The 25,268-nt window shown below is 57.6% G+C and carries 25 protein-coding genes; 11 read left to right on the top strand and 14 right to left on the bottom strand.

All coding sequences use genetic code 11. The features are described 5' to 3' along the window. Window positions 1–157 precede the first annotated feature (157 nt). Together glnL and ntrC are read left to right on the top strand one after the other, a co-directional pair. Window positions 158–1,216 carry a nitrogen regulation protein NR(II) gene (gene glnL / locus FHJ80_RS13730; RefSeq protein WP_139528002.1) on the top strand — a complete coding sequence of 353 codons (1,059 nt, stop codon included), beginning with the start codon at window positions 158–160 and terminating at the stop codon, window positions 1,214–1,216. Next, window positions 1,213–2,643 (top strand): nitrogen regulation protein NR(I), encoded by a 1,431-nt coding sequence (gene ntrC / locus FHJ80_RS13735; RefSeq protein WP_139527895.1) that lies wholly within the window; start codon window positions 1,213–1,215, stop codon window positions 2,641–2,643. The genes glnL and ntrC overlap by 4 nt, the downstream gene beginning before the upstream one ends. Here the strand turns inward: ntrC and FHJ80_RS13740 are convergent. From FHJ80_RS13740 to FHJ80_RS13755, 4 genes are all read right to left on the bottom strand, one after another. Beyond that, a complete protein-coding gene (locus tag FHJ80_RS13740; protein ID WP_255303962.1) occupies window positions 2,640–3,509 on the bottom strand; it encodes a ChaN family lipoprotein in 870 nt (289 codons plus the stop codon). The two genes, ntrC and FHJ80_RS13740, sit on opposite strands and share 4 nt — an antisense overlap. A gap of 4 nt (window positions 3,510–3,513) precedes the next feature. Beyond that, the gene (locus FHJ80_RS13745) at window positions 3,514–3,690 is read right to left on the bottom strand and encodes a DUF6435 family protein (RefSeq protein WP_139527896.1); all 177 of its coding nucleotides are present in this window, start codon (window positions 3,688–3,690) and stop codon (window positions 3,514–3,516) included. Window positions 3,691–3,764: 74 nt separating this feature from the next. Beyond that, on the bottom strand, window positions 3,765–4,295 hold the full coding sequence (locus FHJ80_RS13750; protein WP_139528004.1) for a YqiA/YcfP family alpha/beta fold hydrolase: 531 nt from the start codon (window positions 4,293–4,295) through the stop codon (window positions 3,765–3,767). A gap of 5 nt (window positions 4,296–4,300) precedes the next feature. Continuing rightward, window positions 4,301–4,432, bottom strand: coding sequence for an entericidin A/B family lipoprotein (locus tag FHJ80_RS13755; RefSeq protein WP_139527897.1), 132 nt, complete (start codon window positions 4,430–4,432; stop codon window positions 4,301–4,303). A gap of 692 nt (window positions 4,433–5,124) precedes the next feature. Here FHJ80_RS13755 and FHJ80_RS17475 point away from each other — a divergent pair. Beyond that, complete coding sequence (locus FHJ80_RS17475) at window positions 5,125–5,256, top strand: hypothetical protein (RefSeq protein ID WP_255303963.1); 132 nt, start codon at window positions 5,125–5,127, stop codon at window positions 5,254–5,256. 131 nt (window positions 5,257–5,387) lie between these two features. Here FHJ80_RS17475 and FHJ80_RS13760 read toward each other — a convergent pair whose 3' ends face one another. Then, window positions 5,388–5,927 (bottom strand): phosphatase PAP2 family protein, encoded by a 540-nt coding sequence (locus FHJ80_RS13760; protein ID WP_139527898.1) that lies wholly within the window; start codon window positions 5,925–5,927, stop codon window positions 5,388–5,390. Further along, on the bottom strand, window positions 5,890–7,053 hold the full coding sequence (locus tag FHJ80_RS13765) for a glycosyltransferase family 1 protein (RefSeq protein ID WP_139527899.1): 1,164 nt from the start codon (window positions 7,051–7,053) through the stop codon (window positions 5,890–5,892). Before FHJ80_RS13765 ends, FHJ80_RS13760 begins: the two co-directional genes overlap by 38 nt. 404 nt (window positions 7,054–7,457) lie before the next feature. Between FHJ80_RS13765 and FHJ80_RS13770 the strand changes: the two genes are divergently transcribed. Both FHJ80_RS13770 and FHJ80_RS13775 read left to right on the top strand, forming a co-directional pair. Beyond that, the gene (locus FHJ80_RS13770; protein WP_139527900.1) at window positions 7,458–8,465 is read left to right on the top strand and encodes a porin; all 1,008 of its coding nucleotides are present in this window, start codon (window positions 7,458–7,460) and stop codon (window positions 8,463–8,465) included. Between the two features lie 141 nt (window positions 8,466–8,606). Next, window positions 8,607–9,272: an SDR family oxidoreductase gene (locus FHJ80_RS13775; protein ID WP_139527901.1), complete on the top strand. Its 666-nt coding sequence runs from the start codon at window positions 8,607–8,609 to the stop codon at window positions 9,270–9,272. A gap of 27 nt (window positions 9,273–9,299) precedes the next feature. On the opposite strand, the gene phnE is transcribed toward FHJ80_RS13775, so the two are convergent. The 3 genes from phnE to phnD form a co-directional block, all read right to left on the bottom strand. Continuing rightward, a complete protein-coding gene (phnE, locus tag FHJ80_RS13780) occupies window positions 9,300–10,103 on the bottom strand; it encodes a phosphonate ABC transporter, permease protein PhnE (protein ID WP_139527902.1) in 804 nt (267 codons plus the stop codon). A gap of 1 nt (window position 10,104) precedes the next feature. Next, window positions 10,105–10,908, bottom strand: a complete 804-nt coding sequence (locus FHJ80_RS13785; protein ID WP_139527903.1) for a phosphonate ABC transporter ATP-binding protein — start codon at window positions 10,906–10,908, stop codon at window positions 10,105–10,107. A 143-nt stretch (window positions 10,909–11,051) separates the two neighbouring features. Further along, entirely contained in the window at window positions 11,052–11,927 is an 876-nt protein-coding gene (gene phnD / locus FHJ80_RS13790; protein ID WP_244992973.1) for a phosphate/phosphite/phosphonate ABC transporter substrate-binding protein, read from the bottom strand. Between the two features lie 177 nt (window positions 11,928–12,104). Between phnD and FHJ80_RS13795 the strand changes: the two genes are divergently transcribed. Further along, window positions 12,105–13,739, top strand: coding sequence for a bifunctional UDP-sugar hydrolase/5'-nucleotidase (locus FHJ80_RS13795; RefSeq protein ID WP_139527905.1), 1,635 nt, complete (start codon window positions 12,105–12,107; stop codon window positions 13,737–13,739). Window positions 13,740–13,775: 36 nt separating this feature from the next. On the opposite strand, the gene FHJ80_RS13800 is transcribed toward FHJ80_RS13795, so the two are convergent. The 4 genes from FHJ80_RS13800 to ugpB form a co-directional block, all read right to left on the bottom strand. After that, window positions 13,776–14,831, bottom strand: a complete 1,056-nt coding sequence (locus FHJ80_RS13800) for a sn-glycerol-3-phosphate import ATP-binding protein UgpC (protein WP_139527906.1) — start codon at window positions 14,829–14,831, stop codon at window positions 13,776–13,778. Window positions 14,832–14,833: 2 nt separating this feature from the next. After that, the gene (ugpE, locus tag FHJ80_RS13805; RefSeq protein ID WP_139527907.1) at window positions 14,834–15,676 is read right to left on the bottom strand and encodes a sn-glycerol-3-phosphate ABC transporter permease UgpE; all 843 of its coding nucleotides are present in this window, start codon (window positions 15,674–15,676) and stop codon (window positions 14,834–14,836) included. Window positions 15,677–15,703: 27 nt separating this feature from the next. After that, window positions 15,704–16,588, bottom strand: a complete 885-nt coding sequence (gene ugpA / locus FHJ80_RS13810; protein WP_139527908.1) for a sn-glycerol-3-phosphate ABC transporter permease UgpA — start codon at window positions 16,586–16,588, stop codon at window positions 15,704–15,706. An 84-nt stretch (window positions 16,589–16,672) separates the two neighbouring features. Then, window positions 16,673–17,998, bottom strand: coding sequence for a sn-glycerol-3-phosphate ABC transporter substrate-binding protein UgpB (gene ugpB, locus FHJ80_RS13815; protein ID WP_139527909.1), 1,326 nt, complete (start codon window positions 17,996–17,998; stop codon window positions 16,673–16,675). A 202-nt stretch (window positions 17,999–18,200) separates the two neighbouring features. On the opposite strand from ugpB, the gene argE reads away from it, so the two are divergent. Beyond that, window positions 18,201–19,370, top strand: a complete 1,170-nt coding sequence (gene argE / locus FHJ80_RS13820; protein ID WP_139527910.1) for an acetylornithine deacetylase — start codon at window positions 18,201–18,203, stop codon at window positions 19,368–19,370. Between the two features lie 82 nt (window positions 19,371–19,452). Here the strand turns inward: argE and FHJ80_RS13825 are convergent, their stop codons facing one another. Next, the gene (locus FHJ80_RS13825) at window positions 19,453–19,764 is read right to left on the bottom strand and encodes a hypothetical protein (protein ID WP_139527911.1); all 312 of its coding nucleotides are present in this window, start codon (window positions 19,762–19,764) and stop codon (window positions 19,453–19,455) included. 156 nt (window positions 19,765–19,920) lie between these two features. Between FHJ80_RS13825 and FHJ80_RS13830 the strand changes: the two genes are divergently transcribed. From FHJ80_RS13830 to FHJ80_RS13845, 4 genes are all read left to right on the top strand, one after another. Next, window positions 19,921–20,382: a YchJ family protein gene (locus FHJ80_RS13830; protein ID WP_139527912.1), complete on the top strand. Its 462-nt coding sequence runs from the start codon at window positions 19,921–19,923 to the stop codon at window positions 20,380–20,382. Between the two features lie 85 nt (window positions 20,383–20,467). Continuing rightward, the gene (locus FHJ80_RS13835; RefSeq protein WP_139527913.1) at window positions 20,468–21,451 is read left to right on the top strand and encodes a tripartite tricarboxylate transporter substrate binding protein; all 984 of its coding nucleotides are present in this window, start codon (window positions 20,468–20,470) and stop codon (window positions 21,449–21,451) included. Between the two features lie 33 nt (window positions 21,452–21,484). Beyond that, on the top strand, window positions 21,485–24,976 hold the full coding sequence (locus FHJ80_RS13840; RefSeq protein WP_139527914.1) for a bifunctional diguanylate cyclase/phosphodiesterase: 3,492 nt from the start codon (window positions 21,485–21,487) through the stop codon (window positions 24,974–24,976). Window positions 24,977–24,982: 6 nt separating this feature from the next. After that, window positions 24,983–25,261, top strand: coding sequence for a GIY-YIG nuclease family protein (locus FHJ80_RS13845; RefSeq protein ID WP_139527915.1), 279 nt, complete (start codon window positions 24,983–24,985; stop codon window positions 25,259–25,261). Window positions 25,262–25,268: the final 7 nt, after the last annotated feature.

A 25,268-nucleotide genomic window follows, 5' to 3' on the forward strand; every position in this document is an offset into this window, starting at 1 on the left:
GCGCTATTAAGGCTCGTCATCTCCCCGCTATCTGCCCACAAGCCGTGCATGCCGCCGCTTGCGTCGAATTGGCGCGCTTTTTGCAGATCCTCTCGCATACCTCTTTTGATGGATCAGTGCCATGTGTATTGATCGAAGCGACGTTTCAGGACACGCCATGTATCAGCGCTTGCTCGAACACCTCACCACAGCAGTCCTGTTGCTCGATGGTGAACTCCGCGTTCGCTGGATGAACCCGGCGGCGGAAGCGCTGCTGGCCGTGAGCTTTAGCCGCGTACAGGGGATCAGTCTCGATACGCTGCTGGGCGGTGACGAAAGCATCGACGACGTGCTGGCCAAAGCACGCGATGCGTTTCATCCCTATACACAGCGTGAAGCGCGTATCACGCCGCTAAATAGCGAGCCGCTGACCGTCGATTACACCGTGACACCGCTGTCGGCCGACGAGCTGCTGTTGGAAGTCGAGCCGCGGGATCGGTTGATGCAAATCTCCCGAGAGGAGGCCCTTACCACCCGCCAAGAAACCATCAAAGTGCTGGCGCGGGGGTTGGCCCACGAGGTGAAAAATCCGCTAGGGGGCATTCGCGGTGCCGCGCAGCTGTTAGAGCGAGACCTGGATGACCCGGCCCTGCGCGAGTTTACCCATATCATCGTGGAAGAAGTTGACCGCTTGCGTGACTTGGTCGACTCCATGCTAGGGCCGAACCGTATCGTCAAGCATGAGCCGGTCAACATTCATAAAGTGTTGGAGCGCGTAAGGGCGCTGCTGATCGCCGAGCATCCTCATGTGGTCGTCAGCCGCGACTATGACCCGAGCCTACCGGACCTGTCCGGTGATGAGGCGCAGATGATCCAAGCAGTGCTCAACGTGGCCCGCAACGCGGTGCAAGCCATGAGCGATGCAGGTACGCCCGCGCCCGAACTGACACTGCGTACCCGTGCGCGCCGCCAATTCACTTTGGGAGCCGAGCGGCACCGCCTGGTGAGCGAAGTCGGCATCATCGATAACGGTCCTGGCATCCCCGAGTCGCTACGCGACACCCTTTTTTACCCGATGGTCTCCGGCCGCGCAGAAGGGAGCGGTCTGGGGCTATCGATTGCCCAGTCAATACTGCACCAACATCAAGGATTGATCGAATGCGACTCTCGTCCCGGACACACCGAATTTCGTTTACTGATTCCATTGGTCATTAATTGCACCGGAGAAGCGTCATGACTGAGGCGACACGTACCGATGTTGCACGAGTGGTTATTGTCGATGATGACCGCGCTATCCGCTGGGTATTGGAGCGCGCTCTGGCGCAACCCGATCTGGAGGTCGAGTGTATCGAGCGTGCCGATACGGCGCTCGCACGCTTGCTGGAGAGCCCGCCGGATGTGCTGGTCACCGATATCCGTATGCCGGGCATCGACGGGTTGGATTTAATGGCACGGGTGCGTGATGCCCATCCGGATTTGCCTGTGATCGTCATGACCGCGCACTCCGATCTCGACAGCGCTGTCGCCTCCTATCAAGGCGGGGCATTCGAGTACTTGCCCAAGCCGTTCGATGTGGATGAAGCGCTCGCGCTGGTGCGCCGGGCCGTTGCCCATGCGCGTGAACGGCAGCGGCCGGTGAGTGTGCCGGAAGGTCTTAGCGCCGAGATCATCGGTGAAGCGCCGGCTATGCAAGAGGTCTTCCGGGCGATTGGACGGCTCTCCCATTCGCATATCACGGTACTGATCAACGGTGAGTCGGGTACGGGCAAGGAGCGCGTGGCCCAGGCGCTGCATCAGCATAGTCCGCGCTCGGGAAAGCCGTTCATTGCCTTGAATATGGCGGCGATTCCGCGCGATTTGATCGAATCAGAACTGTTCGGCCACGAGAAAGGCGCGTTTACTGGTGCTGCGCAGCAGCGCCAGGGGCGCTTCGAGCAGGCCAATGGCGGCACGCTGTTTCTCGATGAGATCGGCGACATGCCCGCCGAAACGCAAACCCGCCTGCTACGCGTGCTGGCCGATGGCGAGTTTTATCGGGTGGGCGGGCATACGCCAGTGAACGTCGATGTACGGATCATCGCGGCAACGCACCAGAACCTTGAATCACTCGTCGACGATGGGCGCTTTCGTGAAGACTTGTTTCACCGCCTGAACGTGATTCGTGTCCATCTTCCGCGTTTGGCCGAGCGGCGCGAGGATATTCCACGCCTCACCCGGCACTTTTTGGCCGAAGCCGCCAAGGAGTTGTCCACCGACATTAAAGTATTGACCCCCGAAGCAGAAGCGCATCTGACCCGCCTGCCGTGGCCCGGTAACGTCCGTCAGCTCGAGAACATTTGCCGATGGCTAACGGTGATGGCTTCCGGTCGGGAGATTCTGGTCGAAGATTTGCCTCCGGAGCTACGCACCGTCGGCACGTCAGAGAGCAGCGTCCATGGCGACTGGCGCTCGGCGTTCCGTGATTGGGCCGATCATGCGCTGGCCGAAGGGCATACCCATTTGCTAGAAGAGGCCGTTCCTGACTTCGAGCGCATTTTGATCGAGACGGCGCTCAAGCACACCGGCGGGCGTAAAGGCGAAGCCGCCGAGCTGCTGGGCTGGGGGCGCAACACCTTGACACGCAAGCTTAAAACGCTGCTGCCTGCGTTGGCGGATGACGCCTAATTCGTGGGCTCGTGGGTAAGGGCTGGAGGTAGAACAAAGACGGCATCGGCAAGCGCGGGGTCTGGGAGGCGGCACTCTGCCTGATCCCACGGCAGTAGGCTGAGGGTGTGTCGAATCCCCATCCCTTCGAGTTGGTGCTCTACGGCGTGGCCATAGGTGACGTGACCAAGGCCCATTAAGCCAACGGCTAACGCACCCTCTTTGACGGCGCCTGCAAGCCCGTGGGCCATGGCGGTATCCCAGGTGAGCTGCGCTTGGGTGAAGCGGGCTAGCATGGCAGGGTCCCCTTGCCCCATGCCATGCTGCTCGAATACCTCGGTCAAACGCTGCTGATAGGCTGAACTGGCGGGTAGTGGGGTAGGAATCCCGTAGCGCTGGTCAGCGGGGACACGATCAAAGCCTTCTTGAACGAGCCGTTGGCGTAATTCTGGCGTGATGTTGAGAGCCACCAGCGGAATCGCTTGCAGTCGCGCGAAGTGAAGAATGGGCAAGTAGAGCTCGGCATCGACTCCCCACGCGTCATCCCAGCGGCTTTCGGCCAGCAGCTCTGTCTCGGTCAGCTCGCCCGCTACCCAGCGGTCTAACACCGGCTGAGCGTTTCTTGGCAGCATCTCCAAGCCAACCACCATATCTTCGCGGAGAGCATGCAGCCCTGCGAGCGTGTGCAGCTGCCAGCGGTGATGATCCTCGACGTCGTGCTGTTCGCCCAGTAGTACGACCTGCTGTCGAGCGGCCTGGGCAAGCAGCGTTGGTGCACCCACGGCACCGTCTGCTTGCCACCACTGCCCTGGTGACGGGCAATCGCCATAGGCGTGTCCCGTGGCAAGTGCCATCGTCAGCAGAATCCATGGCCACGTGGGGCGCATTGTGTTAGCCCTTCTGAGCTTTGAGCCGGTTGATCTCGGCCAAAAGTGCTTCTGCTTCTTCGGTCAGCGTGGCGTTGGCTCGCATATCACCGTTGCGGGACGCCTCCATCGCCGCTTGAAGCTTACGCTCATAGGCTTGCTGAAGCTTTTTTTGAGGGTCGCGATTAAATAGACCGAACATGATCACTCTCCTTTTGTGTGTACACTATTTGTATAGCCATGAGGTGACAATGTCGACTCTTAATCGTTCTTATTTTATGTAGCGCCGCGCTCACTCGTCGCGCATAGCGTTAAAAAACGACGAAAATCAACTAAGATCGTCTCCAAACTGTTATGCAGACGATGATCGTCGTCGATCATCCTGAGTGACAATCGCTGTGCCTGGGCGCGTTCAATAACGGGGCCAGGAGGTACCACATCATCCTGCCAACCGTGAATGATATGCGTGTGCCGCGCTTGAATGGTGGGGGATGTTTCGGGGTATTTGGGTAAGCCAAGCGCAGGGGCAAGCAAAAAACAGCCCAGGACTGGTGTCCGAGCACTGACGGCGGCGCTTAACCAGCCACCAAGGCTAGACCCTGCCATGACGCAACGTGAGGGATCATCGCCGCGCTTCTGAAGCGCCTGCTGTAGATGAGCCAGCCGCTGGGCTGGCTCGTCCATGCCCCGGTAATCCATGACGACTGGCTCACAGTCATCTAGCTGTTCGGCAATGCCCTTGAGCGCTTGCATCTTTAGTGCGCCCGGGCCACTTTCCAAGCCATGTGAAAGGTAGACAGTCATCATCATGGTCAATCCGCCGACCGCTGAATGGCTTCACCGCCTTGTTCGATATCTTGCCCCATTCCGCGAACGGTATTGCAGCCACCCAGCACCAACAGCGTTGCCAGCAGCAAAATGCCCAGTGCGACGGTACGTTTCATCGGCCTTTCCTCGTGCCTAAGTATGCCCATGCGAGCGTGAGAGTGTGATAAGTAACATAAGCGTTGTTGTCATCGACCGCTACCGTGAAGCGAGGGATTTTGTCACGATGAGCTAACGTCTCATGTGCCAAAGGATGGGGGCAGCTCGTGCGAATTTGTCGCATGTGTCAGTTCGATACATAAAGATTCGCCCTCGTGGGCGCTTCTGTGCTTAACTTGGCAGTGAGTGTTTTTTCTAAGTTATTGTTTTTTATATTTTTATTTTTGTTTTTTCGAACGATGGCCTAGAGTCTGCAGCACATTGAGTGTTATGAAGAGTATGACGTCAGTATCACCCTTTAACAGCGTGAGCAGGCTGACAAGCAATCAAGGAGGGCAGGACGCCCAATCAGCACCAGGGAAGTGAAAGGACACTCAGCCTGCTCACTCTTATCAACACAGGATGTGTTGGTCATCGACGCCAGGGAGTGGCAGCGGTGCAAAACAGCCATCTCGCTTCGGCGGGATGGTTTTTTTGCGTCAATTTTTAACGAGTAACTCTCTGATTTGTCTATTTTTTAATATTTACAGCGTTATTTGAACAGCACTTGTACAGATGAAGAAGGGGTTTTGGTCTATCCTTTCGGTTAAACCAAAATTCAGCGGTTAGAAGACGTCAACGTAGCAACCGCGTACTTTCAGGGACAAGCGCTATGGCGATGGTACTGATGTTGGGCATGTTCGTCCTGTTTCTGGGATTTTCCGGGGTCGGCGTATACATGATGTTCAAGACATCCTTGATGGCGGCGACCGAAGAACGTGACGATATTCCGCCCGATAGGTAGTACCGCCACGTTGACCGTTCGCATCACAAAGCCGCGCGCTCCATCGCTATTTCATGAGCGATAGAGCGCGCGGCTTTTTTTGTGCGTAGCCCCAGAGCGGTGATGGCGTCTTGTCGTAGTACCGGCCGAGGCTAGCCCATCCAGTAAAGGCTCAACAGTGCAAAGCCATAGCCCATGACACCGCCAACCAGAACGTCACTGACGTAGTGCAGCCCAAGTCCTACGCGAGAAATGGCAATCAGCAGGCTAAGTGGTAAAACGATGGGCAGTAACCAGGGCGTATGGGCAGCCACCAAGACGCTAAACATGACGGCATGCATGGTGTGGCCGCTAGGAAAACTGTAGCGGTCTCGGGCAGGCTCACCGCAGTGCACGCCGCCCAAATACGTAATGAAAGGACGTTCGCGGCACAGTTTCGTTTTGACCAGTTTGTAGACCGTAATGGCTATGAGCGCGATCAGCGTGTACTGCAAAATGCGCCCCCATCCATTGGGTTGTAGCCAGGGCTGCGCTGTAATCAGTAGCACCCAAACGGGCCAATCGCCTAGTTTACTGGCCGCTTGCAGGGTCAGCCGCCAGGGGCGATAGAGCGAGAGGTGAGTGACTCGTTGGCAAAACCGCCACTCCCATAGATCAAGACGATCGAATACGACAAGCGGGCGAGTTCGCATGATTAGCCTCCTGGGCCTCGTTGAGGTAGCGCAGAAATTGCTCCGCGATGCCCGACCAGCTCTGTTCTAGGGCGCGTAAACGGGCAATTCTTCCTAGTCGTGCGTATTCGGCGGGATGCTGGCAAAGCGCGACGGCCGCCTGTTGAAACGCCACGGCATCGTTGGGTTCGACCGTGATACCGTTGTGCCCGCTCTGGATCAGTTCGGCGCTGGCGGCATGACGGTATGCCACCACCGCTAACCCGCTGGCCATGGCTTCGGTGATCACATTTCCCCAGGTTTCCGACAGTGATGGAAACACGAACATATCCGCACTGGCATAGTGCCGAGCCAATGCCTGCTTATCGATGAAGCCTGTGAAATACGCGTCAGGTAGTGCTTTTTCTAACTGTGATCTCCCTGGACCATCGCCGACCACCACAAGCGCCATGTCGGGGCGCACATCGCGCATGGCTTGCAGTGTTTCCTGAAGTAAGGTGAGATTTTTTTCTGGTGCAATGCGCCCTACGTAGAGGGCCACTGGCTGGTGTTCACTAACGCCCCACTGCAGCCGGAGTGCGTCATCACGAGAGGCGGGCGAGAAGTGTTCGCCATCGATACCCCGAGACAGCACCTGCACGTCGCGGATGCCCTGCTGGCGCAGTAACGTTGCCTGCTGCTGGGTGGGGACTAGCGTCAGCGCGCAGCCGTTATGAAAGTAACGCAAATAGCGGCGTGTGGCGGACGACAGCCAAGAAACCCCGTAATCGTGGCAATAGTGGTCGAAATTGGTGTGCCATCCCGCGACTAACGGAAGCTGGAGTTGCAAGGCGGCCTGCCGTGCTGCCCAGCCAAGCGGGCCTTGGGTGGCCAGGTAGACCACGTCGGGTCGATGCTGTTGCCAAAAGCGACGCACCGTGGCGGGGCGAGCAAAGCCCACCTGCACGTCACGGTAGCCGGGAATCGAACAGCGATTCACCTGTAGCTCGTGCCCGGCGTCTTGGGCAGCGCCAGCGGTTTTAGGCGTCGGTCGAATCACATCCACTGTGACCCCCAGGCGCTGTAATTCACGGCACAACCGGCTGAGCGTGTGGGCAACGCCGTTGATTTCTGGTGACCATGTTTCGCTAACGATACAGAGCCGCATGTGCGATTCATCCCTTTATCACGTTTGCGAACATAGTGCGCAGCCACAATGACATTGACGAGTCAGGTAGGTGAACAAGCGATGACAGCGCGGCTGGGCGCAGCGTGTTCGACGTTTAATTGTAGGTCTCACTATAAGTTGAAACGTTTATTTCGGATAACAGATAAATGTTAATTTTTGAGGACATTTTTATTTAAGTTTTTATTGATGAAGTAGACATAAATAAAATAAAACTTTAAGAAGAATGACATATACCTTCTCTAAGGTAGCCGATGACGAAGCAGTCAATGCTTCGGTCGTGACTTTACAATGTATAGTCTTAATGACTTGAATGGCGAATTAACGCTTTACTCTAGCTCAATAAGTGCTGACAACAAGCACGGGCGAATCTAAAGGGATCCATCATGTTTAAGAAAACGACACTTGCTCTGGCCGTTAGTGGTTTACTGGGTGCCTCTGCTGCCCAAGCGGCGATGGTTTACGATCAGGATGGCACTACGCTGGATATCTATGGCCGTATTGCCATGGGGTTCGAAGGTGGCGGCGCAGAAGAAAACAACGTTGATAATAGTGAAGAGTTTCGCAACTTTGGCTCTCGTTTACGCATTACTGCTGGCCATCAAATCACCTCTGATCTGCGCGCGTTTGCCCGCGTAGAGTGGCGTTTCACGGGCGATGAGCGGAATCAAGCGTCTGGCTTTGACGAAGTGCGTAACAGCTACATTGGGCTGGGTAGTGAGCAGTACGGTACTTTTACTGCAGGTAACTTCGATAGCTTCTACGACAGCGAAGTGATGGGTGTATTCGACGTGTATGTCGAGCGCGGCTACGAGTTTGCAGGTGGTGGCCTGCAAGCACGGGGTGACTCTCTGGCGTATATGACGCCGGACCTGAATGGGTTCCAAGCATTCATTGCCGCTAAGCATTTTTCAGAGCGTGGTTTGGAGCCGTCTGATCAAACCAGCGAAGGGAACGTGATCGCTACTCAAGGGGGCGTAACTTATGCCACTGGCCCGCTGCGCCTGGCGCTGGGTTACGTCGAAGATACCGTTCGTGGCGGTGGCAATGGTGAAACACGCGTGGGTACGACCGCTGAATACGCCATCAATGACGCTTTCTCGGCACGCCTGGGTTACGAAACCCGCGGTGACAGTGACACTCAGGGCGGCGGCTTTGACACCGTTGGTCTGGGTGGCACCTTCGCTACTGGCGCATGGACGTTCTACCTCGATTACTACAACATCGAGCTGGACAATGTTTCCGACAGCCGCGATGCCTGGGCCGCTGCCGCGCATTACGATCTGTCCAACAACTTCGATGTCTTCGTTGAGTTGAACGATGCCAACGAAGATGCGGTGAATAGCTACGAAGATGACCTGTATTACGCGGTAGGTGCGCGTTATCACTTCTAAGTGAGCGTCTGGGTTTAATTCATGCCCTAGGTTCCTTAATGTTTTAAGCTTTGAAAGATCGTTTTTGCCGATGTGTTCATGACACATCGGCTTTTTGCGTTATGCTGTTTTATTATTTAATCGTGTGTTTAAGGAGAGAGTATGTCGTCCATCGTTGTGATTACAGGCGCAAATCGGGGCGTAGGGTTAGCCCTGGCTGAGCATTATCAACAGGAGGGATGGAAAGTCATCGGCGTGTGTCGCCAAACGTCTGATGAGTTAGATCGTGTCGCCGTCAACGTGATAGAAGACATTGATGTGACCCAGGACGACGATATCGCGCGCCTTTCTGCGGCGTTAGCCGGGCACACCATTGATCTGTTGATCAACAACGCGGGTCTGCTGCGCGATGATGTGCTGGGAGATATCGAGATCGACAGCCTACGCCAGCAGATGGAAATCAATGCCTATGCACCGCTACGAGTATCCGAAGCGCTGCTGCCGCTGATGAAAAAGGGCAGTAAAATCGCCAATATTACCAGCCGGATGGGCTCTTTAGCGGACAACGACTCAGGCGGCCGCTACGGCTATCGCGCGTCAAAAGCGGCGCTGAACGCCTTTGGTAAATCGCTGGCCATCGATCTTAAGCCTCGCGGCATCGCCGTGGCACAGCTGCATCCGGGCTATGTGAAAACCCGGATGGTCAACTTTGGCGGCCACATCAGCCCCCAGGAAGCCGCAACGGGCATTGCCGCCTGCATCACAGCGCTCAACTTAGAGAATAGCGGCGGCTTCTGGCACTCCAATGGCGAACAGTTGCCTTGGTAGACGTGCCTTGAGCCGACTGGGCATGCCTTAGATCACGCGCTTGCGGATTTGCGACGAGAGCTGCTCAAAACCAATCACCACCACAAGGATCACCAGAATAATGGTGAGCGCGCGGTCGTAGTTAAAAAGCCGCATGGCGGCGGCGAGTTCGACGCCAATGCCGCCTGCGCCCACCAGCCCTAGCGTGACCGCTGAACGCAGCGCTTTTTCGACGCTGTATAAGCTGGTGGCCGTCATGGAGGCGAGGGTTTCTGGCAAAATCGCACCCCCAATCACGGATAGCCTACCGGCCCCGGTGGCGGTTAGCGCATCGGAGGGACCAGGGTGGACTTCCTCGATCCGTTCTGAGAAAAAGCGGGCGGCAAAACCAATCGTATCCATCACGATGGCCAGCACGCCCGCCATTGGCCCTAACCCTACCGCGACCACAAAGATCAGTGCCCAGATAAGGTCTGGAATGGTGCGCATGGTGGCAATCATCAGCCGCGTGATAGAGCGCACCCATGGGGCGGGGGAGGTATTGCGCGCCGCCAGCAGTGCAAACGGCACGCTGAGGATAACGCCCAGCGTTACGCCGACAATGGCAATGTTGAGGGTTTCATACATCGACCATGCCAGTACGTCTAAATTGCTGAGATCAGGAGGGAAAGCCCGCCCTATGAAGTGACCTAGGTTCGTCGCCCCGCGTATCAAACGCTCGAGTGTGACATTGGTGGCCATGACGCCTTGTATAAACAGCGCTAAAAAGCCGAGGCTGATGCCCCAAACAAACAGGGAAGGGCGGCGAAAACGGGGAGGCAGGCTGGCAGTTGGCGGTAGCTTCGATGGCATGTTAGATCGCCCTAAGCGGTTGGTGGGTCGTGGAGGATGAGGGCGTTTGCTCGACACGGGTGTCACCTTGATAGAGCGCCTGCATATCGCTCAGCGTGGCCGCCTCGCGAGGCGTATCAAGCACTACGGTGCCCGCTTTCATGCCCACAATACGGTCACCGTACTGTTGCGCTAGCTCTAGCTGATGCAGCGTACACAGCACAGTGAGCCCACGTTCGCTCACTACCTCTAGCAGCAGATCCATAATCTCGCGGCCCGCTTTCGGGTCCAGGCTGGCGATGGGCTCATCCGCGATGATGATGTGGGCGTCCTGCATCAGCGTTCTGGCAATGGCGACGCGCTGCTGTTGACCGCCTGATAGCTCGCGGCAGCTTGCCAGGGCCTTATGGGCCAAACCCACCCGGTCCAGCGACTGCATGGCGCGCTCGCGAAGCGTTTGGCTCGCGGTGCAAGAGAGTGTCGACAGTAAGCCAAGACGCTGCTGGCCCAGTGCGCCATACAGCACGTTTTGAAACACGCTGACGTTCTGTACCAAGTTAAACTGCTGAAAAACCACGCCAACTTTTTGACGCAGTGTGCGCAAACGCGGTTTGGAAATCTGCGAAAGCGATTCGTTGAAAATACGAATATCGCCCTGATCGTGAGGGGCTAAGCCGTTGATGCAGCGCAGCAGCGTGGATTTACCACAGCCGTTAGCCCCCAGCAAAATGACACACTCCCCTTTGGGAATGCTGAGCGTTAGCCCACGCAGTACGTGTAAGCTGCCGTAGTGCTTATGAACATTGGTAATGTCGATGGCATTCATACAAAAACCTCCTGCGCGGAGGCCAGGAGGGGGAGTGAAACAACAGACATGAGAGACCTACCGTGTCTTGGTACTCAAAGAGCCTTTGCTCGATCAACGCACGTCCCTGTGCGATCACGATAAAGGGAGCGGTGGAAAACGAATTAGAGCGGAATGCCTGCTGCTTCGTAGGCTTGGCGCACGACATCGTAATCTTCATTGGTGCGGTCAAAGCCCAGCGAGGAGTCGCGGTTTAAAAACTTATCTTCGTTGCGGTCGGTGGCAATCAGCGCGTTCCACAGGGTGTCGCTGTTCTCTTCCAGAGTGCTGCGCAGTGCTGTTTTGCAGGCGTCGTCTAGCGATCCGCGCATCACCACTGGGTCGCCAGGCAGTACGTCGCTGGTGGCAATCACGCGATACTCGCCGTTCGGGTCCATCGCTTGAATCTCTTCGATATCGCGGTTACCGCCGCCCATGGCATCCACATCGCCGTTAACCAGCGCTGCAATACGGGCATCGCCAGCCATAATAATCTCAAGGTCGCGATCAATATCCAGCCCCGCATCAACCAGCATCTGGCTTGGGAAAATATGGCCGCTGGTTGAGCCCACGTCTTTCAAAGCGACCCGGTGGCCTGCCAGGTCTTCCAGCGACTGAATATCGCTATCGGCGGGAACATAAAAGCTGCTGCCGTAGTGGGGGCGTTCAATCGCAAACAGAATTTCAATGTCGCTTTCGCGGTCGAACAAGACGAACTCAGACGGACCTGCAAATACGAGGTCTACGTCATCATACTGCAGCGCAGTGCCTGCGGCGGTGCGGTTGCTCAGACTAAACATCTCAAGCGTGAGGCCGGTGGTCTCCTCAAACGCTTCAGCAAAGGGGCCAAACGCTTCTGCGAGCGGGCCCATTCCTTCAATGCCGGTATCGGCCATGCGGATAGGAGTGGGGCATACGTTGCTTAAATCGCTATTGGCGTGGGCGGTAGACACGGTAAAGGTTGCGGCGGCTATCGCCATCGTTAACAGTGTTCTCGTCATGGTCATGTTCCCTTCAGCTGTTTTTTTTGCGGTGACTACCTAGCGGTAGTCGCTCGTTATGATCAGCAGTAGGGTGGCAGGTCACTGTGACACTTAGGTGTAGTCAAGGTGACGGTATGATCACGTGCAGATGACAGACTAATGGCCTAGCCCCCTCACTCGACAAGGAGCATGGTTATGGATGCGTTACGAACAGGTATCACGCTAGGGACAGCGCTGTGGGCAGTTACCCCAGCAGCATTGGCGCAGTCGTTTACCCTCACCCTTTACCATACTAACGATTTGCATGGTCGCACCGATGCTTATCCGTCACTGATTACCACGCTCAATGAGGCGAAAGCCACCTATGGCGATGGCCTACTGCTGGACGCAGGCGATATTTTTTCCGGCACGCTCTATTTCAACGAGTTCCAGGGCCAAGACGCATTGGCCTTTATGAACGCAATGGGTTACGACGCCTTTGTGCCCGGTAACCATGAGTTTGATTTAGGGAGCCCCGAGGGCGGCCATCAGGCGCTGGCGGCCTTTTTCGCGGAGGCTGATTTCCCCATTCTGGGCGCGAACCTGGATTTTACTGCTGCCCCTGAGTTCGCTGAGCGGTTGGGTGAATCGGTCAGTGCTTCACCGCAGGCGGGCTATCTCTATGACGGCATCATTGTGGAACAAGATGGCGAGCAGATCGGCATTTTCGGCTTGAGCACACAGGACAGTGAAACGATTTCCAGCCCTGGTGAGGTCACCATTAGCGATTACCGTGAAGCGGCGGACGCCATGGTGGCGGCCTTTGAAGCGCAAGGGGTCAATAAGATTATTGCCCTCACGCACTTAGGCTATGACAGCGACCCCAGCGTCGGCAATGATCGTCTGTTGGCTCGGCATGTTGAGGGTATCGATATCATCATCGGCGGCCATAGTCACACGCAGGTAACGCCGCCGACGCTGGTGAGCCACTCCTCAGCGGGTGATGCGAAAGCACCGACGGCCATCGGCCAAGCGGGTGAGTATGGAAAGTATCTAGGTGTGATGCAGGTGACGTTCGATGCAGAAGGCGTGGTTCAAACGGTAAGAGGTGAATTACTTGCCACCGAAGAGCGCACGCCGGATGAGGCTGCGTTGGCACAGCTCGCCCCGTTTACGGAAGCGATTGAAACCCTGCGTGATCAGCAGGTGGGCGCAACGGCTATCCTTGCGTTGCCGAACCCTCGTCACGGTCAGGGCGATGCCATGAGCGTGCGTGCAAATGAAACGGCGCTGGGTAACTTGATTGCCGATGGTCAGCTTTACGCCGCACAGCGGGTGGCGCCAGACACCATCATGGCGTTTCAAAATAGCGGCGGTATCCGTGAAGCGCTGCCCAAAGGCGAGGTCACGGTGGGCGATCTGATTGCCGTGCAGCCGTTTGGCAATCGCCTCACGCTGCTAGAGGTGACGGGCGCTGAACTGCTGGAGACTTTTGAAATTGCGCTCGCCAACGTCCCAGAAGAGAACGGTGGCTTTTTGCAGGTCTCCGCTGGGACAGAGTTGGTCTTCGACAGTCGCTTGCCGGTGGGGAAGCGGGTGGTGAGCTTGAAGGTGAATCGAGAGGGCGCGATGCAGGCCATTGATCCCGATACCACCTATACCGTGGCAACCAATAACTTTACTGCAGCGGGCGGCGACAGCCACGCGGCGTTAGGGGCCGCCTATGATGATGGTCGTAACACCATCGTGGGCAATACGGACTGGGAAATGCTGCGTGACCACATCGCGGCGCTTGGTGAGGTGTTTTACCAACCTGAAGGACGCATTACCGATCTTGCCCAGGGCGAGTAGCTTGGCCACCCGCCGAAGGCGCTAGGTACTTACGTACTAATGAAAGGTGCGCTTGCCAGTGGTGCTGTTGAACGGATGCAGCGCATCACCGGTGACATATACCTGCAGCGTTTCGCCTTCACGCACCGGCGGCTGGCCTGCCGTGCGAATCACCGTAGGCTGTTCGCTACCCGCCAAGTTAACGTAGAGATGGCTCTCTGCACCAGCAGCCTCGAACAGCATCAAGGTCGTGTCTAGTGTGACGTAAGGCACTGTTGGTAGGGTGAGCTGCATATCGTCTGGGCGTATGCCGACGGTATCGGTCTCTTTTGGCAACTGGCTTAGCACGCCTTGGGTGTCCTGCTGCTGCAGGTAGGCCAGCGGCAGCATGTTCATGGCGGGGGAGCCGATGAACTCCGCCACGAACATGGTGGCGGGTCGGGCGTAGATCTCCATCGGAGTGCCTACCTGCTCGATCTGTCCGGCATTGAGCACCACGAGCCTGTCCCCCAGCGTCATTGCTTCGAGCTGGTCGTGGGTCACGTAGAGGCTGGTGGTTTTTAACCGCCGCTGAAGCTGCTTGATCTCGACGCGCATCTGCACGCGCAGCTTGGCATCCAGGTTAGAGAGCGGCTCGTCAAACAGAAACGCGGCGGGCTCGCGCACTAATGCACGGCCCATGGCCACACGCTGACGCTGGCCGCCAGAGAGCTTGCGCGGCTTGCGTTCTAAAAAATCCTCAATTTCCAGCATCTTGGCCGCTGCGCGCACCCGCTGTTCAATAGCGTCTTTCTTGAAGCCGCGATTCTTCAGGCCATAGGCCAAGTTGTTGTACACCGTCATGTGGGGGTAGAGGGCATAGTTTTGGAACACCATGGCGATGTCCCGGTCGGCGGGCTCAAGTTGGTTCACCACTCGCTCGCCGATCTTTAACGTGCCTTCAGTGATGCTCTCCAGGCCTGCCACCATGCGCAGCAGCGTGGATTTACCGCAGCCAGAAGGCCCCACCAGCACCACGAACTCGCCATCTTGGATATGTAAATCGACGCCTTTGACCGCTGCCACGTTGCCCGCGTAGGTTTTTTTCAGCCCTTCCAAGGTAATGCTGGCCATGGTTATTTCTCCGTCTCGGTCAGGCCTTTCACAAACAGGCGTTGCATGAACAAAATCACTAATACCGGTGGCAGAGCCGCCATCACCACGGCGGCCATGATGAGATGCCACTGCGGGTTCTCTTCCGATGTCATGCGCTGAATACCCATTACGATGGTGTAGTAGTCCGGATCGGTGGTAATCAGCAGCGGCCATAGATATTGGTTCCAGCCGTAAATGAACATGATCACGAACAGTGCGGCGATATTAGTGATCGAGAGCGGCATCAGAATGTCTTTAAAGAATTTCAGTGGGCCTGCGCCATCGACCCGCGCGGCTTCCAACATCTCCTCGGGGATCGTCATAAAGAACTGCCGAAACAGAAACGTCGCGGTGGCGGAGGCGATGAGCGGAATCGACAGCCCGGCAAAGCTATTGAGCATGTTGAGATCCGCGACCACTTGAAAGGTAGGAATGATGCGTACCTCCACCGGTAGCATCAGCGTCAGAAAGATCAGCCAGAAGAAAAACAGTCGAAAGCGAAAGCGGAAGTACACGATTGCAAAGGCGGAGAGCAGTGAGATCGACAGCTTACCCATGGTAATCGCCATGGCCATGATGAAGCTGTTCCATAGCATGGTGCCAGCCGGCGGTGCGCCCGCGTTCGACACGCCGGATTGCCACATGCGGGTAAAGTTTTCGATGCCGTGGGCACCGGGCAGCATCGGCAGCGTGCCGCGCAGCAGGTCGCCCGGCGCTTGGGTCGAGGCCACCAGCGCCACGTAGACGGGAAACACCACCACCGCGACGCCGAGCATCAGCGTTAAGTGGGCAAAAAAGTTCGCCCAGGGACGATTTTCAACCATGACAAGACTCCAACAGTCAGCCTGCGGCTAGTAGTTCACCCGGCGCTCGATAAAGCGGAACTGCACTACCGTGAGTGCTACCACGATCGCCATCAAAATCACCGACTGCGCGGCGGATGACCCCAGGTTGAGGCCCACGAAACCATCGGCGTACACCTTGTACACCAGCGTATTCGTCGCTTGGGCAGGGCCGCCTTGGGTGGTGGCATGAATGATCCCGAAAGTATCGAACATCGCGTACACCACGTTCACCACCATCAGGAAGAAGGTGGTGGGCGACAGCAGAGGAAACACGATGGTCCAGAAGCGCTTCATGGGGCTGGCGCCATCGATGGCGGCGGCTTCAATGAGCGATTGGGGAATCGACTGCAGCCCGGCCAGGAAAAACAGGAAGTTATAGGAGATCTGTTTCCAGGCAGCGGCAAAAATTACCAGCAGCATGGCGTCTGCCCCTGAGGTGCGGTGATTCCACTGGTAGCCCACCATATCCAGCATGTAGGGCACGATGCCGATGGAGGGATTGAAGATGAACCACCACAGTACCCCGGCAATGGCGGGGGCAATGGCATAGGGCCATACCAGCAGTGTGGTGTAGGTGCTGCGCGAACGAATCATGCGATTCACCGTGCAGGCCAGCAGCAGCGCCGCCGCCATGGACAGCAGCGTGGTACCAATGGCAAAAATGGCCGTCACCGAGAGCGAATTGAGATAGTTGCCGTCACGAAACAGGCGGGCAAAATTCTCCAGCCCCACGAAGGTCGTGCGTAGCCCAAATGCATCTTCACGAAGTAGCGACTGATAGAGCGCTTGTCCGGCCGGCCAGATAAAGAAAATCAGCGTAACAATGACCTGTGGAGCGAGTAGCGCGTAGGGCAAAACGCGCCCTGGGAAGGTCATGCGTTTGGTTTGCATAGGCGGTGTATCCTGCGATCAACAAAGGGCACGCGTAATGACGTCGCCGCCTGTCCGGGGACAGGCGGCGAAGCGGGCACTTACTTACTGATTCGCAGATTCGAAGTCGCGCAGTAGCTGGTTTCCGCGCTCTACGGCGGCATCGGCTGCTTCCTGGCCCGATTTGTTACCGGTCATCACCGCTTCCATCTCTTCGGAGATGATGTCGCGGATCTGGACGAAGTTGCCAAAGCGCAGGCCTTTGGAGTTCTCGGTGGGCTCGTTCAGCGTCATCTGCTTGAGCGAAATATCCGCACCGGGGTTCTCATCGTAGTAACCCTGCTCTTGGCTCAGATCCCAAGCGGCTTGCGTGATCGGCAGATAGCCGGTCTGCTGGTGCCACTCGGCCTGAACTTCCGGCTGGGAGAGATACTCGAAAAACGCTGCTACGGCGGCGTACTCCTCATCGGTGTGGCCTTGCAACGCCCACAAGGTAGCCCCGCCAATGATGGAGTTTTGCGGCGCACCTTCTACGTCGTCGTAGTAGGGCTGCATGCCAAAGCCCACTTCGAAGTCGGCATTGGCGGCGACGTCGGCACGGGAAGCAGAGGAGCCAAAGAAGATCGCGCACTCCTGGGAGTAGAACAGCGGTTCGGCATCCGGGCCAGAACCCGGGCCGCCCCATTTGAACGCCCCTGCGTCTTGCCAGGTTTTCAGGTTATCCCAGTGACGGGCGACCAGCTCGTTGTTGAAGTTCAGCTCGGTGTCCAGGCCGCCAAAGCCGTTTTCCAGCGTGCCCAGCGGGGAGTTGTGCATGGCGGAGAAGTTCTCCAGCATCACCCAGCTTGGCCACGAGGTGGTAAAGCCACAGTTGGCCGCACCCGATTCGGTAATTTGAGTGGCGTATTCTGCGACTTCTTCCCAGGTTTGCGGTGGCTGCTCCGGGTCTAACCCCGCTTCCTCGAACACATCACGGTTGTAGTACATGATGGGCGTGGAAGAGTTGAACGGAAACGACAGCATGTTGCCGTTGGTGTCGGTGTAGTAGCCCACCACGGCGGGCAGGAAGGCCTCGCGGTCGAACGCGCGGCCGTGGTCTTCCATCAGTTCGAACACCGGATAGATCGCCCCATCGGCGTTCATCATGGTGCCAGTGCCGACCTCGAACACCTGCAGAATGTGCGGCTGTTCGCCTGCGCGGAACGCTGCAATGGCGCCGGTCATGGTTTCGGTGTAGTTGCCGCGGTAGCTGGGCGTCACGCGGTACTCGTTTTGAGAGGCGTTGAACTCCTCGGTCATGCCTTCCAGAATTTCACCGAGTTGACCGCCCATGGCGTGCCACCAGGTCACTTCGGTAGCGGCATTGGCGGAAACACTGAACGTGGCGGTCGCCACACCGAGGGCAAGCGCGTGCAACGTGAAACGAGACATAACGGCTCCTTGTAGGTCGTGCGCAGTACGTTTATTAAGGTTTTTGGGTGCACTGAACAGTAGAAAGTGTAGATGACGCTTTCATGAATGCACGGTGAACTTGTCGTGACGGACAACATTCGGCGAGACGCTGGTAGCGCTCAGTAGGCAAAGCGCAAACGGGGTGCTAGGGTGGCAAAAAAGCTTAATCAATGAGACTCACATGACCAACGCAACTGCGCTGCTGGGCCAACTGGTGGCGTTCGATACCACCTCCAGCGAGTCGAACCTAGCGCTCATCGAATTCGTCGAGGGCTACTTGGCCGACTACGGTATCAGCGCCGAACGGGTGATGAGCCCCTGCGGCACCAAAGCCAACCTGATTGCGCGTATTGGGCCTGATGCCCCTGGCGGCGTGATGTTGTCAGGCCATACCGATGTGGTACCCGTGGACGGCCAGCCCTGGAGCAGCGACCCGTTCACTCTGCGCGATGGTGGCGACGGGCGTTTGTATGGGCGTGGCACCTGCGATATGAAAGGTTTCATTGCCTGCGCGCTCGCCAGGGTGCCCGCCTGGGCGAAGGCACCGCTGAAGCAGCCGATCTACTTCGGTTTCTCTTATGACGAAGAGATCGGCTGCGTGGGCGCCCCCAGCTTGATCAAGCGCTTTTATGAGCACTACTCCACCACGGCGCATGTGATCGTCGGCGAGCCCACCAGCATGCAGCCGGTGGTAGCGCAAAAGGGCGCGACCAACCTGCGTACTACCGTGATTGGCCGTGAAGCGCACAGCAGCCAGGTGAACCAAGGCACCTCCGCGATTCACGTCGCCGCCAGATTGGTGACCTTCATCGAGGACACCATGGCCGCGCTGGTGGACGAGGGACGCGTGGATGAGGCGTTCAACGTGCCGCATACCAGCTTGCACGTCGGCAAGATCAAAGGCGGCACGGCGATCAACATCATGGCGCGGGAGTGCCAGTTCGAGTGGGAGGTTCGCCACCTTCCCACGGAGACCTTTGACGAGATTTACGCAAGGTTCAGCGACTATTGCGCCACGCTCAGTGAATCGCTCGGCGCTCAAGGCAAAACCGTCGAGATCACCACCGAGCCGCTGAACGTGACGGTACCGGGGCTGGCCGACCGAGACAATCAGCAGGTGCTGCGGTTAGCGCAGGACCATTTGCCGGACGGCTGCTCCCAGCACGCGGTGGCCTATGCCACGGAAGCCGGTCAGTTCCAGGGGCAGGGGCTGCAAACCATCATTTTAGGGCCGGGCAGTATTGCCCAGGCCCACCAGCCGGATGAGTACATCGACGCGGCGCAGCTAGATGCGTGCAGTCGCTTCATGCAGCGCTTGGGCCGCGCCATGGAAGCGCCTTTCACGGGCTAGCGATGGGTGATCTACGCCCCATGAAAAACACCCGCCGGTGTCATCGAGCGGGTGTTTTTTTGAGACGCTTACGGTCTGGCTGTTAGTGCTGATGCTGCTCTTCGTAAAGCTCGGCTTTCGCATGGCGCATCACATCTTCGCACGCCTGCTGCTGGGCAAGCTGGGTTAGCAGTCGTTGTGTGACCTCAAACCCTTTGCCCAAGCAGGTATCTACCTCGTCACGGCTCACCTTTGGCGAGACGCTGCAGTCGATTTTTAACGTACGGCCGCCGCCTTCGAGCCGGTCGGCAAGTTCTCTAAGCCGCCACGCGATTCGCTCTTTCCAGTTTGCTGATTCTTCCGCGCCTTCGTTTACGCTAAACGTGCACTGCCATTCCGGTTTGTAAACCTTCATAGGAGAACCTCCACTGCGTTTGGAAAGAATGATCGATCGTGTTGTCGTACTCCGTCTGTCTAGGGATCTTGCTCTGCTACTATACCCAACTCGGATGGATACCGAAACAAACCATCTACAGCGCCCGCGACATGCATAAGCCAGAGCGACCCTTCTATGACGCACCTAGTACCTAAACGTTGCCCATGCGGCAGTGGGTTGTCGTTCGACGCCTGCTGCCGGCCCTACCATCAAGGGGAACGCCCACCCTCGCCCGAAGCGCTAATGCGCTCACGCTACTCGGCATTCGCGTTGAGTCAGCGTGATTACCTGCTGGCGACATGGCACGCGACGACCCGGCCGCCACAGCTACCGCTCGACCCAGAGACGCAGTGGATGTCCCTGGTCATTGTCGACGCGCCCGTCGCGCAAAACGAGCAGGGAACGGTGCACTTTCGTGCCACGTTTCGCGAGCCGGGCGGTTGGCATGTGTTAGAGGAAGTCTCGCGCTTTGTTTGGGAAGAGGGCCGCTGGTGGTACGTCGATGGCACGCCTAGCGTGAAGCGTTTAAAACCGAGGCGTAATGAGCTTTGCCCTTGTGGTAGCAAACGTAAATTAAAGGTATGTTGCAAAGCGTAAGCACATCATTGCTAAGTCGCGTGAGGCATGAAGCGCCATGGTCGTTTGGGTGAACAACGCTTTGAGAAGCGAGCAGTGGCAGACGATGAGGTCGTTAGCCATCTTGAGTGCGTTCTTGTTGGCTGCCATTGGTGCGTCCACCCAGGCCAGTGCCGAGGATGCGCCACACGCCCATGCCTTTCCGTCATCGGACATCGCTTTGGTGGTGCCTTTTGGGCGGGGCGGCGCCACCGATACGCTATTTCGTGTGATTGCCGAGCAAGCGCAACGCCATTTGAACACGTCCATCATAACGATGAATATGGCAGGTAACGGTGCCACCCTAGGTTCGCAGTTCGTGAAGCAGGCCGACCCCGATGGCTATACGCTGCTGGGCAGTCATCAAACCATTGATCTTGCCTATATCGCCGGGCTGTCCGATTACTCACACGATGCATTCGCGCCCATCGCTCTGTTGACCCGTACCGTCAACATTCCGGCCACCACGCCTGGCCATACGCTGACCCAGGCCAGTGACATCGCGGCGTACGTCGAGCAGCATCCCGGTGAATTGCTGGTGGGCATTATCCCCAGCTCGACGGATCACTTTTTCTGGCTGCACTTTTTTGAACAGGCGGGTATTGCGCCTGCCAACATACAGTTCGTGCGCTACCCCGATACCGGCGCCCAAGTCGTTGCACTCCTGGGCGGCGAATTGGATCTTGCGATGCTGAATTTACCCTCTGCTGGGACGCTGTTCGAGCGTGGAGCACTGGTGCCCCTTGGCGTCGCCAACGATACGCGGCTATCGGCGTTGCCGGAAGTGCCGACACTCCGCGAGCAGGGTATCGCGCTCATCAATACGACGGATCGAGGCCTCTTTGCGCCGCGAGACACACCTCCCGAGCGGCTGGAGCGATTGGCCCAGGCATTCGAGCAGGCGCTCCAGCAGCCTGCGCTGGTGGAGACGCTGCAGCATGCCCATGGTTCCTACGTCGATTTCATGCCCCGCGAAGCGTATGGCCGCTATCTCGATGATCGGTACGACCAGCTACAGCGGCTGGCTGACACCATGGGGTTTGAGCGGTAGGCCAGGGGGCATAGGACGCAAAGGAGAGAGCGTGTGCCGTTAAATACTCGTGATCTTGCAGCCGAAACGCTGCTATTAATTGCCTCGGCCACGCTGCTGCTGATGGGAGGCGCTGGCCTGCTGGTAGGTCTTTGGCTGCCCGAAACACTGTTTGGTCCCATGCTGGTGCCTGATGCATCGCTAGCGACACTGTTGATTGGCATCAGCTTGCTGGCCACGCTCTGCCAGGTGCACTGGCTGCGGCGGCTGAGTGCCGCCGGGCTGGGTGCGCTGCTGCTCTACACGCTGGTGCATAACGCAGTGGATGGCGGCGTGGCGCCATCTTGGGTAACACACGAAGAGCGCATGACGAGTGTGGCGTCGTGGATGCTCGTCTGGATGACTCTCTGCCTGTGGATGGGCGTCGGTAGCAGGTGGCGCCGCTTGTTCTGGCGCGTCGCTGGCGTTGGCCTGCTACTGTTTGGTGGATTGGTGGTGGCCCGTTTATGGTCGAGCGATGTCGGTGGTCGAGCGCTCTTCAGCTCGTCGCCCATTGCCGTGCTGGCTTTTATCGTGCTACTTGGGATCGCGCTGCTGGTTGCGGGCTGGCGGCATCGTGCCGAGCGCTTGAGCCCGGGTAAGCTGACGGTCGCAGTAGGGCTGGCAGGGGTGCTGGTGAGCAGTCTCGCTTGGTTGTTACTAAGCATGAATCAGCGCGCCACCATCGAACAGCAGGCCAGTTATCTGTTGGATAACGTGCAACTCAACGCAGAGCAGGCCATGGCGGCACGCCTGCAGCTCATGCAACGCATGGCAGAGCGCCTCGGTACCTTGCCCGACGACCAGCGCCCGGCGCTACTGCAACAAGATACGCTGAGCTATTTCCGCGATACCTTGAGCTTGAATGCCATCACCCTCGTCGATGCTCAAGAGGGCGTGGTATGGAGCCAGGGGCGTCAGTTGGGGCGGGATAGCTGGCTAGAAGAGCAGTTGGATAAACCCAGTGTTCGGGCATGGCTAGCGGTGCCCTTTGGTCGCCCGCGGCTGCTGCTGCCCGACAGCGATCAGCGCAGCATGATGGTGATGGCGCTGCCCGTTCCCAACCGTACTCAGCAGCTCTTGGCAGCCGTCGATTTGGGGACGCTGCTCAATCATGAACTAAGCTTGGCGCTGGGGCCTTTTCAGGTAGGGGTGAGCCGGGGTGAGCAACGGCTGATGATGCTGCACCCATCAGGGTTCGCTGCGGAGAACGTAGAGTCACCCAGCAACGCCCTGGCAGCACGGCTTACCGGGCTACCGGGTGGTGTGAATTTAATGCTGCGTGCTTACCCAGGGCAGCACTACAACTGGTATCTGCTAGGGCTCATGCCTATCAGTGTCGCGATGGGCGGGTTGGTCATGAGTTGGCTGCTGGCCTTTAGTGTGGGTGTCGTAGGCGCCACCATTGCGCGCACACGAGAACTGGCGGCGGCCCGCCATTCGCTGGAAGAGAACGAGCAGCGCTACCGCTCGCTATTCGTGCATCACCCAGACGCCGTTTTTTCTCTGGACCAACACGGCTATTTTCAAACGGCCAATACGACCTGTGCCGATGTCACTGGCTATCCGCTAGACGAGGTCGTGGGGCGACACTTCAGCGATTTTATTGCGCCGCCTGAGCGAGAGCGTATCAAAGCGCACTTCAAGCATGTGCTGCAGGGGGGCATCAGTCGTTACGAGGTGACCATGACCGACCGAGAGGCACAGCACCGTATTCTAGACTTGATTAGCCTGCCCGTCTCGGTCAACGGTAGTATCGAAGGGGTCTACTGCATTGCGCAAGACGTCACCGACAAGCGGCGTCAGCAGACGCGGCTGCGCACTCTAGAGCGCAGCGTAGAGGCGAGCGTCAACGGCGTGCTAATTGCAGACGCGCGCCAGCCTGACCTACCCATCATCTATGCCAACCAGGCGTTCAGCACGATGACGGGCTATACGCAGAGCGACGTGATTGGGCAGAACTGCCGTTTCCTACAAGGGCCCGAGAGCGATCCTGCCATGATTGCCAAACTACGCCACGGTATTCAGGCGCAGCGCGAAACCCACGTTACGCTGTGCAATTACCGTAAAGATGGTACGCCGTTCTGGAACGATCTCCATATCGCCCCCGTGCGCGATAGCAAAGGACTCGTGACGCATTTCGTGGGGGTTCAGCACGATATCTCGCAGCATAAAGCCTATGAAGCGCGGCTCGCCTATCACGCGACCCACGACGACCTCACCCGCCTGCCCAATCGCATGATGTTCGAAGAGACGCTGCACAAGCAGTTTGCAGCGGCCCAGGGCAGCGGTGAACGAATCAGTGTACTGTTCGTCGACTTGGACGACTTCAAACCCATCAATGATACGTTAGGGCACGCCATAGGCGATCAGGTACTGATCGAAGTGGCGTCGCGGCTGCGCGCCGGGCTGCGCCAGGAAGATACGGTCGCCCGTCTAGGAGGCGATGAGTTCGTGCTGTTGATTACCGATATCGAGCAGGGCCAACAGGTCATCGACGTGGTCGAGCGGCTGCTCCCTGCACTGGCAAAGCCGTACTGTCTAGAAGGGCACGAGCTGTACTTGACCGCCAGTGTGGGCATTGCCATGAGCCAACCCGATACGCTGCTGCCACAAACGCTGATTCAGCAGGCCGATATGGCCATGTACAAGGCCAAGCAGCAGGGGCGCAATGCCTACGCTTGGTTCAGTAGCGACATCAATGACCTAGCCAGCGAAAGGGTAAGCCTGCGTAACGATCTGCAAGAAGCGATTGACCACCAAGGCTTCGAGCTTCACTACCAGCCGCTGATGGACCGGCATGACAAGATTGCCAGTGTGGAGGCGCTGCTACGCTGGCCGCACCCTAGCAAAGGCTATATTTCGCCAGCACGTTTCATTCCCCTGGCGGAAGCCACTGGGCAAATCATGCCGATCAGCGAATGGGTGCTGCAGCGTGCTTGCCAAGACATGCTGGCGCTACAGCGCGGCGGCTTTGGTACGCTGCGTGTGGCGGTCAACCTCTCGCCGCTACAGTTCCACCGAGACAACTTTTTGGCCACGCTTCGCCAAACACTCGCCGAGACTGGTCTACCCGCCGAGCAGTTGTCACTGGAGCTGACCGAGGGCATTTTGATGGATAACACAGCGTCCGCCATCGAGATATTACATGCCCTGCGCAACATGCGGGTCAGTGTCTCCATCGATGACTTTGGCACTGGCTACTCGAGCTTGAGTTACCTTAAACATCTACCTATCAGTACGGTAAAAATCGACCGCAGTTTCATTCACGAACTGACCAACAGCAGTGACGATGCCGCCATCGTGCAAGGGATCATCTCCATGGCCCACCACCTGGGGCTAAGCGTCGTGGCCGAGGGCGTCGAGACCCACGAGCAGCACCAGCGGCTGTTAAGCTATCACTGCGATGGTTTCCAAGGCTTTGGATTGGCCAAGCCCATGCCACTTGCCGAGCTCGAACGCTTGCTGGCTGCCCAGGAAAGGGCCACCACGCCCGTCAACCAATGAGTCGCCATGGATAAGAGTTCATCGCCGCAATGGTATCTCTACTTGCTAGAGTGTCAGCGTGGTACCTACGTAGGCATCACTAACGACCTCGCCAAGCGCTACCGCGCCCATGCCACGGGTAAGGGAGCGCGCTATACCCGAGCGAATCCGCCGCTGGCGCTGCTTGGCGCGCAGCCGTTTGCCGATCGGGCAGCGGCAAGCCAGGCAGAGTACCGGTTGAAGCAGCAGTCGCCGGACCAAAAACGCCGCTGGGCGGCGAAGTGGCCAGTGACGTATGAAGAGTAAGGAGCCC

Origin of the sequence: Halomonas sp. BL6, assembly GCF_006228115.1 — a bacterium.
Lineage (GTDB): Bacteria > Pseudomonadota > Gammaproteobacteria > Pseudomonadales > Halomonadaceae > Vreelandella > Vreelandella piezotolerans.